Here is a 13,770-nt window from a genome sequence, read left to right as displayed (position 1 = left end):
TATGAAAATTGTTATTGCTCCTGATTCATTTAAAGAAAGTTTGTCCGCAATGGCGGTCGCTGAGGCGATAGAAAAGGGGTTCCGCGAAATTTATCCTGACGCCGACTACATTAAAGTGCCCATGGCGGATGGCGGGGAAGGAACCGTACAATCAATGGTGGAGGCCAGCGGCGGGCGTTATGTTGACCAGTGGGTACAAGGCCCGCTTGGGCAACCGGTGGCCGCGCGCTGGGGAATGCTGGGCGATAGCGATACCGCCGTGATTGAAATGGCGGCGGCATCCGGGCTGCATCACGTTTCGCCTGAATTGCGCAACCCGCTTAATACCACCAGCTACGGCACCGGCGAGTTAATCGTCGCGGCGCTGGAGCGTGGCGTAAAGCGTATTATTCTGGGAATTGGCGGCAGTGCGACGAATGACGGCGGCGCGGGGATGATGCAGGCGCTTGGCGTTATATTGCGCGATAAACAGGGGCGCTCGCTTTCTCCGGGCGGCGAGGCGCTGGCGGCGCTGGCCTCTGTCGATCTGTCCGGTTGTCACCCATTGCTGCGTAAGGTATCGATAACCGTGGCGTGCGATGTCAACAATCCGTTGTGTGGTCCCCAGGGCGCATCGGCCATCTTTGGCCCACAAAAAGGGGCGACAGCGGAAATGGTGAACACCCTGGACGCGGCGCTGGAAAACTGGGGCCGACATATTTATCAGGCTACGGGGCGTGAGGTGATTAATGCTCCCGGCGCGGGCGCGGCAGGTGGAATGGGCGCCGCGCTTTTAGGGTTGCTCAATGCGGAATTACGCGCCGGCGTAGAGATTGTCGTGGAAACGCTACAGCTTGAGCAGGCGGTTAAAGATGCCGATCTGGTGATTACCGGAGAAGGGCGGCTGGACAGCCAAAGTATTTGCGGCAAGACGCCGATTGGCGTCGCCAGAGTGGCGAAGCGGTATCATAAACCGGTTATCGCGCTCGCCGGTGGGCTGCAACACGATCATCACGTTGTGTATCAGCAGGGTATCGATGCGGCGCTGTCGATTTTGTCGCATATCGTTACGCTGCCGGAAGCCTTACATGAGGCGGAATATAACCTGAGCCTGTCGGCGCGCAATGTGGCGGCGATATGGCGTCTGGCGCGGCAAGTCTGACGGCGCATTCCCTTTCCAGGCCGCACATCAGCGCGGCCTGAGGCTTTTACGCGTTTTCTTTCAGCCAGTTCAGCACCACATCATGGTGATTGCTGGTTTTAAAATCATTAAAGACGTGTTCAATCTTACCATCAGCGTCAATCAAAAAGCTGATGCGGTGAATGCCGTCATACGTTTTGCCCATAAACGACTTTTCGCCCCAGACGCCGAACTGTTCACACACCTGATGGTTTTCATCGGACAAAAGGGTAAAGTTCAGCAGCTCTTTTTCAGCGAAACGGGAGAGTTTTTCAGGTTTATCGGTGCTGATGCCCAGCACGTCCACGCCTGCTTTTTTGAGCTCGTCCATGTTATCGCGTAAGCCGCAGGCCTGCACGGTACAGCCGGGTGTCATGGCTTTTGGGTAGAAATAAACCAGAACGCGCTGTCCCTGGAAGTCGGTCAAATTTACTTGTTCCCCGTCTTGATCCGGCAAGCTAAATTTCGGTGCGATATCACCGGCTTTCAGTGGATTCATTACTTAACTCCATCCTGTTCATCATGTTGTGAGTAATTGACGACGTTTATACTGCCTTGCGCATTGAGTTCTGTACATAGTGCTTTAAAGGCTTGCTCAATATTTGCGGAATTTTGCGACGCCGGGCTATGTGCGGTGATTTGAATAAATAATTGCGCAGCTTTATCACCTTCAGCCGGCTGTGTGCGGGAGACCAGCTCCGCAATATTCATTTCATGACTATTAAACAGCGCGGTGAATCGCTCAATTAAATGCGGGGAGTCGGCGACTTCAACCTGAACCCATACCGTCGCGGGCATTGCCGGGCGGGGGCGGTCGGACGTCCGTTTCATCACAATCAGCAGATCCAGCTCCGCGCCTTTTAACGGCAATGTCGATTCAATCAAGGTAATCGCGTTCCACGTGCCGGACAACAGCATAATAAACGTGAATTCATCGCCCAGCATCGCCAGTCGGCTGTCTTCGATATTACAGCCGCAACTGCTGACATGGCGAGTAATGGTATTCACAATACCGGGCCTGTCGGCGCCCAGCGCAGTGATAACCAAATAGTGTTGTGATGACGGTGTCAAACCAGTTATTCCTTTGAGCGGTGAGGTAATCTTAAGGAAACCATAAAAAAAACCTGCATACAACAATCAGAACGGCTTTGGTCGCTTGCTTTTATTGCCATACCAAACGTACCATTGAGAGACTTGTTTGCACAGAGGATGGCCCATGTTCACGGGAAGTATTGTCGCGCTTGTTACGCCGATGGATGAGAAAGGTAACGTCAGTAGGTCTTGCCTGAAAAAACTCATTGATTATCATGTCGCCAACGGTACCTCGGCGATTGTTTCGGTTGGCACTACCGGCGAGTCTGCCACGCTAAGCCATGATGAACATGGCGATGTCGTGATGATGACGCTGGAACTGGCTGACGGACGTATTCCGGTTATCGCCGGCACGGGCGCAAACGCGACCGCGGAAGCGATTAGCCTGACGCAGCGTTTTAACGATAGCGGTATTGTAGGCTGCCTGACGGTAACGCCGTACTACAATCGCCCCACGCAGGAAGGTTTGTTCCAGCATTTCAAAGCCATCGCGGAACACACTGACTTGCCGCAAATTCTGTATAATGTGCCGTCCCGTACCGGTTGCGACATGTTGCCGGAAACCGTGGGTCGTCTGGCGGAAATAAAAAATATTATCGCTATCAAAGAGGCGACAGGGAACTTAACCCGCGTTCACCAGATCAAAGAGCTGGTTTCAGACGATTTTATTCTGCTTAGCGGCGATGACGCGTCTGCGCTGGACTTTATGCAACTGGGTGGTCATGGCGTGATTTCCGTTACGGCTAACGTAGCGGCGCGCGAGATGGCTGACATGTGCAAACTGGCGGCGGAAGGGCAATTTGCCGAGGCGCGCGCTATCAACCAGCGTCTGATGCCGTTACACAACAAACTATTTGTCGAACCCAATCCTATCCCGGTGAAATGGGCATGTAAGGCATTGGGTCTTGTGGCGACCGACACGCTGCGCCTGCCAATGACGCCTATCACGGACCATGGTCGTGACATCGTCAAAGCAGCGCTTCAGCATGCTGGCCTGCTGTAAAGTTTAGGGAGATTTGATGGCTTACTCAGTACAAAAGTCGCGCCTGGCGAAGGTTGCGGGTGTTTCGCTTGTTTTGCTGCTCGCTGCCTGTAGTTCCGATTCGCGCTACAAGCGCCAGGTAAGCGGCGATGAATCCTATCTGGATGCTGCGCCGCTTGCTGAACTTCACGCCCCGGCAGGAATGATCCTGCCGATAACGACCGGCGACTACGTTATTCCGGTCACGAAGGGGAGCGGCGCGGTTGGTAAGGCGTTGGATATCCGTCCGCCAGCGCAGCCGTTAGCGTTAGTGAGCGGCGCGCGTACCCAGTTCTCTGGCGATACCGCTACGCTATTGGTGGAAAATGGTCGTAGCAGCACGCTGTGGCCGCAAGTCGTCAGCGTGATTCAGGCGAAAAATTATCCGATTGAAAAACGTGACGATGCCAGCCAGACCCTGACGACCGATTGGGTGAACTGGAACCGCCTGGATGAAGACGAACAGTATCGTGGACGTTATCAAATCTCGGTGAAGCCGCAGGGCTATCAGCAGGCGGTAACGGTAAAACTGGTTAATCTGGAACAGGCTGGCAAGCCGGTCGCTGACGCGGCGTCGCTGCAGCGCTATAGCACGGAAATGATGAACGTCATTTCCGCCGGTCTGGATAAGACCGCTACGGATGCGGCAAATGCCGCGCAGAACCGTTCCGCCGCAACGATGGATGTGCAGAGCGCCGCTGATGATACCGGTTTACCTATGCTGGTCGTTCGCGGTCCGTTCAACCTCGTGTGGCAACGCCTCCCGGCCGCGCTGGAAAAAGTGGGCATGAAAGTCACCGACAGCACTCGCTCTCAGGGCAGCATGGCGGTAACGTACAAACCGTTGTCTGACAGCGACTGGCGGGATCTGGGCGCTAGCGACCCGGGCCTGGCATCCGGAGACTATAAATTGCAGGTCGGCGATTTAGATAACCGCAGCAGCTTGCAGTTTATCGATCCTAAGGGGCATACTCTGACGCAAAGCCAGAACGACGCGCTGGTTGCCGTCTTCCAGGCAGCGTTCAACAAGTAATTTAACAGGGCTGGAGTAATCCGGCCCTTTTTTCTGATAAGATACGCAAACGTGTGCGTCGGTACAAAAACGCGATTTAACCGCTATTTCGCACCACAATTACAGGCCGACGTCTCCGGCAGGCGTAGCAGGAAATGAATACTTATCGTTAATTCACACCCAGGAGTGTTAAAGATGCAAAAGCAAGCTGAGTTGTATCGTGGTAAAGCGAAAACCGTATACAGCACGGAAAACCCGGACCTGTTGGTGCTCGAATTCCGCAATGATACGTCAGCAGGGGATGGCGCGCGCATTGAACAGTTTGATCGCAAAGGCATGGTAAATAACAAATTCAACCATTTCATTATGACCAAACTGGCCGAGGCGGGCATCCCGACCCAGATGGAACGTTTGCTGTCTGATACCGAGTGTCTGGTGAAGAAGCTGGAGATGGTGCCGGTTGAATGTGTGGTGCGCAACCGTGCGGCTGGGTCGCTGGTCAAGCGTCTGGGCGTGGAAGAGGGCATGGAGCTTAACCCGCCGATATTCGATCTGTTCCTGAAAAACGACGCGCTGCACGACCCGATGGTGAATAGTTCCTACTGTGAAACGTTCGGTTGGGTAAGTCAGGAAAATCTGGCGCGTATGAAAGAGCTAACCTACAAAGCCAACGACGTACTGAAAAAACTGTTTGATGACGCGGGTCTTATCCTGGTGGATTTCAAACTGGAGTTTGGCCTGTATAAAGGCGAAGTGGTGCTGGGCGATGAGTTTTCGCCGGACGGCAGCCGCCTGTGGGATAAAGAGACGCTGGACAAAATGGACAAAGACCGCTTCCGCCAGAGTCTGGGCGGTCTGATTGAAGCCTATGAAGCCGTCGCGCATCGCCTGGGCGTGAAATTAGATTAATTCCGCTTCTGACCGGGGGGCAACCGCTCTCCGGTATCATCCTTTCCTCATTCTGATAGCGTTTACCTGTGGTAATCCTGCGCCTGACCGCCTACGATCATCTGTATAACAAAGAGAGAATGAGGTGATTATGCGCTGGCAAGGGCGTCGTGAAAGCAACAATGTAGAGGACAGACGTAATCGGCCAGGCGGCCCCTCGCTGGGTGGCCCAGGCTTTCGTCTTCCGCGCGGGAAAGGCGGCATCATTCTGTTGGTGGTGGTGTTGGTCGCAGGGTACTATGGGGTGGATTTAACCGGTCTGTTGACCGGTCAGCCGGTTTCGCAGCAGCAGTCGACGCGTTCGATAAGCCCCAATGATGATGAAGCGGCAAAATTTACCTCGGTGATTCTGGCGACGACCGAAGATACCTGGGGGCAACTCTTTCAAAAAATGGGGCGCGGCTATCAGCAGCCAAAACTGGTGATGTACCGTGGTATGACGCGCACCGGCTGTGGTGCGGGTCAGTCCGTGATGGGGCCGTTTTACTGCCCGGCGGACGGCACCGTCTATATCGATCTCTCATTTTACGATGATATGAAAAATAAGCTGGGCGCGGACGGTGATTTTGCCCAGGGTTATGTCATCGCCCACGAAGTCGGCCACCACGTACAAAAACTGTTAGGTATTGAGCCGAAAGTACGCCAGTTACAACAAAACGCGTCGCAAACGGAGGTGAATCGCCTTTCGGTGCGCATGGAGCTACAGGCGGATTGCTTTGCCGGCGTGTGGGGACACAGTATGCAGCAGCAAGGCGTACTGGAGGCGGGCGATCTGGAAGAGGCGCTCAATGCCGCACAGGCTATCGGCGACGATCGCTTACAGCAACAGGGGCAGGGGCGCGTCGTGCCGGATAGTTTTACCCACGGCACCTCAGAACAGCGCTACAGCTGGTTTAAGCGTGGATTTGACAGCGGTGACCCGGCGCAATGTAATACGTTTGGCAAAAACTTTTGATAAACCGGGGCAGGGATGTCTGATATCGATGCGCTACGGGCGTTAACGTCGCAAATGACACAGGAAGGCATTCGCCGTTTACTGGTCATCAGCGGCGATGCGGCGTGGTGCCGGGAGCGGGCCGAGGCGATACGCGCTGCATTGCCCGGTGACTGGCTGTGGGTCGCGCCTGACGCGCCCGCACAGCCGTGCTGTACGCCACAGGCGTTACAAACGCTGTTGGGCCGTGAATTCCGTCATGCGATATTTGATGCCTGGCAGGGCTTTGACGCCGCAGCGTTTGCCGCCCTGAGCGGGACCTTGCAGGCCGGAAGCTGGCTGCTTCTGCTGATGCCGCCGTATGAGACGTGGGAAAGCCGGCCTGATACCGATTCACTGCGCTGGAGCGACTGCGCGCAGCCTATCCCTACACCGCAGTTTGCACAGCATCTTAAACGGACTCTCTCCCGCGATCCGCAAACGCTGCTGTGGCGACAGCGCCAGCCGTTTTGCTGGCCATCTTATCCTTCCCGTGAACGCTGGCGACCCGCCACCGGCGAGCCGCAGCCGGAGCAGGCGGCTATCTTATCGCGTTTACGTGAAATGCCGCCCGGCGTGGCGACGGTGATTGCCCCCCGTGGGCGCGGCAAATCGGCGCTGGCCGGGCAATTCATCTCCCGGATGGCGGGCACGGCTATCGTGACCGCACCGGCGAAAACGGCAACGGATATCCTGGCAGCGTTTGCCGGTGAGCGGTTCTGCTTTATGGCGCCGGATGCGTTGCTGGCGAGCGGGGCAAGAGCCGACTGGCTGGTGGTTGATGAGGCGGCGGCAATCCCCACGCCGCTGCTGCTGCAACTGGTTTCGCGCTTTCCCCGCATACTACTCACCACCACCGTTCAGGGCTACGAAGGCACCGGACGCGGTTTTTTACTTAAGTTTTGCGCCCGTTTTCCGCAGCTTCACCGCTTCACGCTTCGTCAGCCTGTCCGCTGGGCGCCAGAATGCCCGCTGGAAAATATCGTCAGCGAGGCGCTGATATTCGACGATGAAGCGTTTGCGCAGGCGCCACATGGCGCGATAGCAATCTCGGCGTTTTACCAACAGGCCTGGGGGAAGACGCCCGCGTTGCCGAGGGCTGTGTATCAGTTACTGTCGGGGGCGCACTATCGTACTTCGCCGCTGGATCTGCGCCGAATGATGGATGCGCCAGGACAGCATTTCTTGCAGGCTACGGCGAATAACCGTGTGGCGGGCGCCCTCTGGCTGGTCGAAGAGGGTGGGTTATCCGCAGAACTCAGTCAGGCTGTATGGTGCGGTTTCCGGCGGCCGCGTGGGAATCTGGTGGCGCAGTCGCTGGCGGCGCACGGTAGCGACCCTTTAGCCGCGACGCTGGTTGGGCGTCGCGTAAGCCGTATCGCAGTGCACCCCGCTCGCCAGCGTGAAGGCATCGGTCAGCAGTTGATTGCCTGCGCGTGCATGCAGGCGGCGCAGTGTGATTATCTTTCCGTCAGCTTCGGCTATACGCCGGAGCTGTGGCGTTTCTGGCAACGCTGCGGCTTTGTACTGGTACGGATGGGCAACCATCGGGAGGCGAGCAGCGGTTGCTATACGGCGATGGCGTTATTGCCGCTGAGCGACGCGGGAAAACGGCTGGCGCAGCAGGAACACCGGCGTTTGCGCCGCGATGCGGACATCCTGACGCAGTGGAACGGCGAGGCGATACCGCTGGCGGCGTTAGACGAACAGGCGCTTAATGATGAAGACTGGCGTGAGCTGGTCGGCTTTGCGTTCGCGCACCGCCCGCTACTGACATCGTTAGGTTGCCTGCATCGTTTACTGCAATACAGCGCATTGCCATTACCGGCGCTGAGAGGGCGGCTGGAGGAAAAAGCCAGCGATGCCGAACTGTGCGCCCGGCTACGCATTTCAGGCCGTAAAGCTCTGCTGGCGTTGCAGCGTGCGCAGGCGGCGCAGGCGCTGATTGCGTTGGATGCCGGACGAACGCAGCGTTTGCGCGACGTAATGCCCGGCGGTGGGGAGCATGCCGGATAGCGATACCTGTCCGGCATGATATCCGGTTACTTTTTCGGCTGATCTTTCTTCGGCCAGTCGTCTTCATCGTCCCACTTATCGTTAAAATCGCGATGCGGGGGCAGCTCAGGTTTATTGGCAAGGAATTTCTTATGGTCGATGCGTTTGAGATCTTTGATCACATTCAGCAGTACGCCTACCAGAAACACCAATACCAGAATCCACCAATATTTTGCCAGCCAGTCCATGCTTATTTCCTCTTACCGGAACGCTCATCAGGCGACGAGCTGTTCCATAATGCGTTGATACATACGGGCCAGTAGCTGGAGATCGGCGGCATTCACACATTCATTAATTTTATGAATGGTGGCGTTCACCGGCCCCAGTTCTACCACCTGCGCTCCCATACGGGCGATAAAACGTCCGTCGGACGTACCGCCCGTCGTCAGTAATTGCGGTTTAATTTCATTATAGTGCTCAATGGCGTTTACTACCGCGTCCACCAGCTTGCCGCGTGCGGTCAGGAACGGCTGGCCGGAAAGCCACCAGTCTACGGTATAGCGTAGCTGATGCTTCTCAAGCAGCGCATGTACCCGCTCTTTGATCATCTCATCGGTCAGTTCCGTGCTGAAACGGAAGTTAAACTGCACGAACAGTTCGCCGGGAATGACATTATTGCTGCCGGTGCCTGCCTGGATATTGGCTACCTGCATACTGGTGGCCGGGAAAAAGTCATTGCCCCGATCCCACTCGATAGCGACCAGTTCATTAAGAAAAGGCGCAGCGCGATGAACAGGGTTATCCGCCAGATGCGGATAGGCGACGTGCCCCTGAACGCCATGAATAGTGAGGTTACAGGTGAGAGAACCGCGACGTCCGTTTTTGACGACATCGCCCACAATTTCGGTACTGGAGGGTTCGCCGACCAGACAGTAATCCAGCCGCTCGTGACGGGCCATCAGCGCTTCAACCACCTTTACGGTGCCATTTTTTGCGCTGGCTTCCTCATCAGAGGTAATCAAAAACGCGAGGCGGCCCCGGTGATGAGGATGCTGCGCAACAAATCGTTCAGCAGCCACCACCATGGCCGCCAGTGAACCTTTCATATCCGCCGCGCCGCGACCGAACAACATTCCGTCGCGAATCGTAGGCTCAAACGGCGGATTGATCCAGCGATCGACATCGCCTGCCGGTACGACGTCAGTATGCCCGGCGAACGCCAGCGTTTCGCCACGCCCACGCCATGCCCAAAAATTTTGCGTGTCGCCAAAATCCATATGCTCAATGGTAAAACCGATTTTACGCAGGCGTTCAATCATTAATGCCTGACAGCCTGCGTCATCCGGACTCAGGGAGGGGCGACGAATAAGTTGCTGTGTCAGCTCAATAACCGGGCACGACATAGACTACACCTCATCAAAAAACTGCTGATAACGGGATTCACTGAAACCAAGCAGCATAGGCTTCCCGGGCGCGCAGAGCAATGGGCGTTTGATGATTGCCGGCTGTTCAACCATGAGAGCAGCGGCGGAGTCGGCATCGGTAATCCCGCTGCGGTGGCCTTCATCCAGTTTGCGCCATGTTGTGCCGCGCGTATTCAGTAGAGGCTGCCAGCCGAGTTCGGCAATAAAGGTATTAAGAAGAGGGAGGTCTATGCCATCCACACGGTAATCGTGAAAACGATAATCAATGCCATGCTCCTCCAGCCAACGGCGCGCTTTTTTGATCGTGTCGCAATTCTTAATGCCATAGAGGGTAATCATATTGAATCCTTTAACGCGAAATTCGAATAAATAATCAATAGTATCGTCTGCGGGATAATAAGTGTGGCCGTTTATGGTTATTTATCCAGCACTGATCGGCAATCAATATAACATTGTTGAGTGAATGTGAATAATGATTCCAAAACGTTCCAGATGTGGCTTGTTTATACTTCGTGGAATAAATCCTATTTTGTGCATATGCAATTGTTTGTTTTTTAACCCAATTTGATAAAGTAGTAGAAAAGGTATTAATGTTGCTAAATATTGCAGTAAGTCACATAAAATTTACGGCTACAGCGCCATAGTAATATCATAGATAGCATAACCAGAGGATATCGCAACAATCGGTTAAATGAACTTCTCTCTATACCGCTAACTACGTAGAATACCCATAATAATAAGAGAGGCTATTATGATTGAACGTGAACTGGGGAACTGGAAAGATTTTATCGAAGTCATGCTTCGTAAATAAATGCCTGGAAGGCACCGCGCTCCCATAGAGGATAAGAAAAGGCGACTCAACGAAAGTCGCCTTTTTTGTGCCCGACACCTCGTATCAGGCTGGCCGGGATCTTATTCCGGGCGCGGCTTCAGCGGGAAGCGGCGACGTATCAGCACGAAAAACAGGGGTACAAAGAAGATAGCCAGAACGGTTGCTGAGATCATTCCCCCATCACGCCGGTTCCGACAGCATGTTGGCTACCCGAGCCTGCCCCGGTGCTGGTGGCCATCGGCAATACGCCAAAGATAAACGCCAGCGAAGTCATCAGTATCGGTCGCAGGCGCTGGCGGCTGGCGTACAGCGTGGCGTCTAACAGCGCGTGTCCCTTCTGATTCATTTCGTTGGCGAATTCCACAATCAGAATCGCGTTTTTCGCCGAGAGGCCGATAACGGTCAACAGCCCCACCTGGAAGTAAACATCGTTTTCCAGCCCGCGCATCCAGGTGGCGAGTAACGCGCCGATGACCCCGAGCGGCACAACCAGCATCACCGAGAAGGGCACCGACCAGCTTTCATACAATGCCGCCAGACACAGGAAGACGACTAATAGCGAAATAGCGTACAGCGCAGGCGCCTGCGCGCCGGAGAGCCGTTCCTGGTAAGACATGGCTGTCCATTCCAGGCCAAAACCGCCCGGTAGCTGATGCACCAACGACTCCATGACATCCATCGCCGTCCCGGTACTGACCCCCGGCGCGGCCTCTCCGACAATTTCTACCGCCGAATAGCCGTTATAGCGTTCCAGACGCGGCGATCCGGTTTCCCAGCGCGAGGTGGCGAAGGCGGAGAAGGGGACCATGCCGCCCTCTTTGTTACGGACATACCAAAGATTAATATCATCCGGCAACATACGATATTTCGCTGCGGCCTGAACATAGACCTTCTTCACGCGGCCCCGGTCCATGAAGTCGTTGACGTAGCTCGACCCCCAGGCTGTTTGCAGGGTGTCGTTGATATCGTCAATCGATACGCCCAGCGCCTGCGCTTTCCGTTGGTCAATATCAATTTGCAGTTGCGGGCTGTCGTCCAGGCCGTTGTGGCGCACGCGGGTCAAGGAACTGTTTTTCCCGGCCAGCTCAATGAGTTGATCTCGTGCGGCCATCAGCGCGTCATGGCCTGCTCCGGCGTGATCCTGTAATTCCATATCAAAACCGGCGGAGCTGCCCAGACCGATAATTGCCGGCGGGCTGCTGGCGAAGACGCGAGCTTCTTTAATCTGGTTAAATGCTTTTGTCGCCCGCTCAATAATGGCGAACGAGGAGCCGGTGGTGGGATCGCGCGCGTCCCAGTCTTTCAAGCGAACAAACATGCGCGCGACGTTTTGCCCGTTCCCGCCAGGGCCGGAACCGACCGTCGAGAAGACCGACATAATGTTGTCTTTCTCATGGGTGAAGTAATAGTTTTCAACCTTTTCAACGACTTTCAGGGTCTGCTGTTGCGTAGAACCGCTCGGTAGCTGGATAGACGTAGTGAACATGCCCCGATCTTCCTGCGGCAGAAAGGAGGTGGGGAGGCGCAAAAACAGGAACACCATGCCGCCAAGCAACAGAACATAAATCAGAATCCAGCGCAGGCTGCGATGCAAAATTTTCGCTACGCCTTTCTCATAACGTTCGGCATTACGATTGAAGGTACGGTTAAACCAGCCGAAAAATCCGCGTTGCCCGTGCTGCTCGCCTTTGTGCAGCGGTTTTAATAACGTTGCGCACAACGCTGGCGTCAGGATCATGGCGACCAGCACCGACAGCACCATTGCCGAGACAATAGTAATAGAAAACTGACGATAAATTGCCCCGGTGGTACCGCCAAAGAACGCCATCGGCACGAATACCGCAGACAGCACCATCGCGATACCGACCAGCGCCCCCTGGATTTGTCCCATGGATTTGCGCGTCGCTTCACGCGGCGTGAGCCCTTCTTCGCTCATGATACGTTCGACGTTTTCCACCACCACGATGGCATCGTCGACCAGGAGCCCGATCGCCAGCACCATCGCGAACATGGTTAATGTGTTAATACTGTAGCCGAACGCATAAAGCACGGAGAAGGTGCCCATTAATACTACCGGCACGGCGATCGTCGGAATGAGCGTGGCGCGAAAGTTTTGCAGGAACAGGTACATCACCAGGAAAACCAGCGCGATAGCTTCCAGCAACGTTTTGACCACATCGATAATCGAGGCTTTGACAAAGGAGGTGGTTTCATACGCGATCTTGTATTCCAGGCCGTGAGGGAAGTACTGCGCCAGCTCGTTGAGGCGATCCAGCACCAGCTTCGCGGTCGCCATTTCGTTCGCGCCGGAGGACAGCTTAACGCCAAGACCGGAAGCCGGATTGCCGTTAAAACGGCTGAGGTAGTCATACTTTTCCGCCCCCAGCTCCACGGTGGCGACATCGCCCAGTTTGACCTCGGAACCGTCCTGATTAACGCGCAGGGTGATATCGCGAAATTGTTGCGGCGTTTGCAGCAGTGACTGCGCATTAATGGTGGCGTTCAGCGCCTGCTTGTCGACCGAAGGCGTACCGCCAAGCTGCCCGACGGCGATTTGCGCATTCTGCGACTCAATTGCATCGGTCACGTCTTTCGTGGTCATCTGAAAACTATTCAATTTGGCAGGATCGAGCCAGATACGCATAGAGTACTGTGAACCATAAGCGTCAATATCGCCGACGCCGTTGACGCGGCTGAGCGGGTCCTGAATATTACTGGCGACGTAGTCGGCGATATCCTGCTTGTCCATAGAACCGTCGGTAGAGACGAAAGCGATGGTCAAAATATTGGTATCGCCCGTTTTGCGTACCGTGACGCCTTGATCCTGTACCGTCTGCGGCAGTTTACGCATCGCGGACTGTAACTGGTTTTGCACCTGCTGAACCGCCTCATCAGGATCGGTTCCCGCAATAAAGCTCAGGGTGATGGTCGCCTGTCCGGTGCCGCTACTTTGTGATGACATGTACATCAGATTATCGAGGCCCGTCATATTCTGCTCAATAACCTGGGTTACGGTATTTTCCAGCGTTTGCGCCGACGCTCCCGGATAATTCGCGGTAATACGTACGTTGGGCGGTGCCAGATCGGGATATTGTTCAACAGGTAAAGAAAAAATGGCTAACGCCCCTGTCAGACACAACAGGATAGCCAGCACCCAGGCAAAAATGGGGCGATCGATAAAAAAATTAGCCATTAAAGGGGAACCTCGTGTTTCTACATATCGTTATAGATTTGAACTGCTTCACTGTAGCGGCAAGCTACGAGCCAAACGTGGAGAAATAAAGGAGATAATGTAAATTATCATGCGCTTTTAC

Annotated in this window: 12 protein-coding genes and 1 pseudogene; 7 read left to right on the top strand and 6 right to left on the bottom strand. The window is 54.9% G+C overall.

What is annotated here, in order from left to right; all coding sequences use genetic code 11:
• The first annotated feature begins 1 nt into the window (after window position 1).
• A complete protein-coding gene (locus ACFK9X_RS17165; RefSeq protein ID WP_151117120.1) occupies window positions 2-1,141 on the top strand; it encodes a glycerate kinase in 1,140 nt (379 codons plus the stop codon).
• 46 nt (window positions 1,142-1,187) lie between these two features.
• On the opposite strand, the gene bcp is transcribed toward ACFK9X_RS17165, so the two are convergent.
• Window positions 1,188-1,658, bottom strand: a complete 471-nt coding sequence (bcp, locus tag ACFK9X_RS17160) for a thioredoxin-dependent thiol peroxidase (RefSeq protein WP_001068686.1) — start codon at window positions 1,656-1,658, stop codon at window positions 1,188-1,190.
• Window positions 1,658-2,230, bottom strand: a complete 573-nt coding sequence (locus tag ACFK9X_RS17155; RefSeq protein WP_000189061.1) for a glycine cleavage system transcriptional repressor — start codon at window positions 2,228-2,230, stop codon at window positions 1,658-1,660. Before ACFK9X_RS17155 ends, bcp begins: the two co-directional genes overlap by 1 nt.
• 145 nt (window positions 2,231-2,375) lie before the next feature.
• Between ACFK9X_RS17155 and dapA the strand changes: the two genes are divergently transcribed.
• The 5 genes from dapA to tmcA all read left to right on the top strand — a co-directional run bounded on the left by dapA (window position 2,376) and on the right by tmcA (window position 8,221).
• Window positions 2,376-3,254, top strand: a complete 879-nt coding sequence (gene dapA, locus ACFK9X_RS17150) for a 4-hydroxy-tetrahydrodipicolinate synthase (RefSeq protein WP_000494020.1) — start codon at window positions 2,376-2,378, stop codon at window positions 3,252-3,254.
• Between the two features lie 16 nt (window positions 3,255-3,270).
• A complete protein-coding gene (gene bamC / locus ACFK9X_RS17145; protein ID WP_000331877.1) occupies window positions 3,271-4,305 on the top strand; it encodes an outer membrane protein assembly factor BamC in 1,035 nt (344 codons plus the stop codon).
• Window positions 4,306-4,479: 174 nt separating this feature from the next.
• Window positions 4,480-5,193: a phosphoribosylaminoimidazolesuccinocarboxamide synthase gene (gene purC, locus ACFK9X_RS17140; RefSeq protein WP_001171630.1), complete on the top strand. Its 714-nt coding sequence runs from the start codon at window positions 4,480-4,482 to the stop codon at window positions 5,191-5,193.
• A gap of 130 nt (window positions 5,194-5,323) precedes the next feature.
• The gene (locus ACFK9X_RS17135) at window positions 5,324-6,187 is read left to right on the top strand and encodes a neutral zinc metallopeptidase (protein ID WP_001267523.1); all 864 of its coding nucleotides are present in this window, start codon (window positions 5,324-5,326) and stop codon (window positions 6,185-6,187) included.
• Between the two features lie 15 nt (window positions 6,188-6,202).
• On the top strand, window positions 6,203-8,221 hold the full coding sequence (tmcA, locus tag ACFK9X_RS17130) for a tRNA cytosine(34) acetyltransferase TmcA (protein ID WP_151117118.1): 2,019 nt from the start codon (window positions 6,203-6,205) through the stop codon (window positions 8,219-8,221).
• Between the two features lie 26 nt (window positions 8,222-8,247).
• Here tmcA and ACFK9X_RS17125 read toward each other — a convergent pair whose 3' ends face one another.
• The 3 genes from ACFK9X_RS17125 to ACFK9X_RS17115 are packed head-to-tail and all read right to left on the bottom strand — an operon-like array spanning window position 8,248 to window position 9,963.
• Window positions 8,248-8,448, bottom strand: a complete 201-nt coding sequence (locus ACFK9X_RS17125; RefSeq protein ID WP_000383839.1) for a YpfN family protein — start codon at window positions 8,446-8,448, stop codon at window positions 8,248-8,250.
• 27 nt (window positions 8,449-8,475) lie between these two features.
• Window positions 8,476-9,603: a succinyl-diaminopimelate desuccinylase gene (gene dapE, locus ACFK9X_RS17120; RefSeq protein WP_001277822.1), complete on the bottom strand. Its 1,128-nt coding sequence runs from the start codon at window positions 9,601-9,603 to the stop codon at window positions 8,476-8,478.
• A gap of 3 nt (window positions 9,604-9,606) precedes the next feature.
• A complete protein-coding gene (locus ACFK9X_RS17115) occupies window positions 9,607-9,963 on the bottom strand; it encodes an ArsC family reductase (protein ID WP_000631925.1) in 357 nt (118 codons plus the stop codon).
• Window positions 9,964-10,375: 412 nt separating this feature from the next.
• Here ACFK9X_RS17115 and ypfM point away from each other — a divergent pair, with 412 nt between their 5' ends.
• Complete coding sequence (gene ypfM, locus ACFK9X_RS17110; protein ID WP_001386977.1) at window positions 10,376-10,435, top strand: protein YpfM; 60 nt, start codon at window positions 10,376-10,378, stop codon at window positions 10,433-10,435.
• 101 nt (window positions 10,436-10,536) lie between these two features.
• On the opposite strand, the pseudogene acrD reads toward ypfM, so the two are convergent.
• A pseudogene (gene acrD / locus ACFK9X_RS17105) lies at window positions 10,537-13,649 on the bottom strand (multidrug efflux RND transporter permease AcrD).
• Between the last annotated feature and the right edge of the window lie 121 nt (window positions 13,650-13,770).

This window comes from Salmonella sp. WC3 (genome assembly GCF_042932255.1).
Classification (GTDB): domain Bacteria; phylum Pseudomonadota; class Gammaproteobacteria; order Enterobacterales; family Enterobacteriaceae; genus Salmonella; species Salmonella enterica.
Note: the sequence above shows the minus strand (reverse complement) of the source record. Positions and strands in the feature narration are given on the sequence as shown.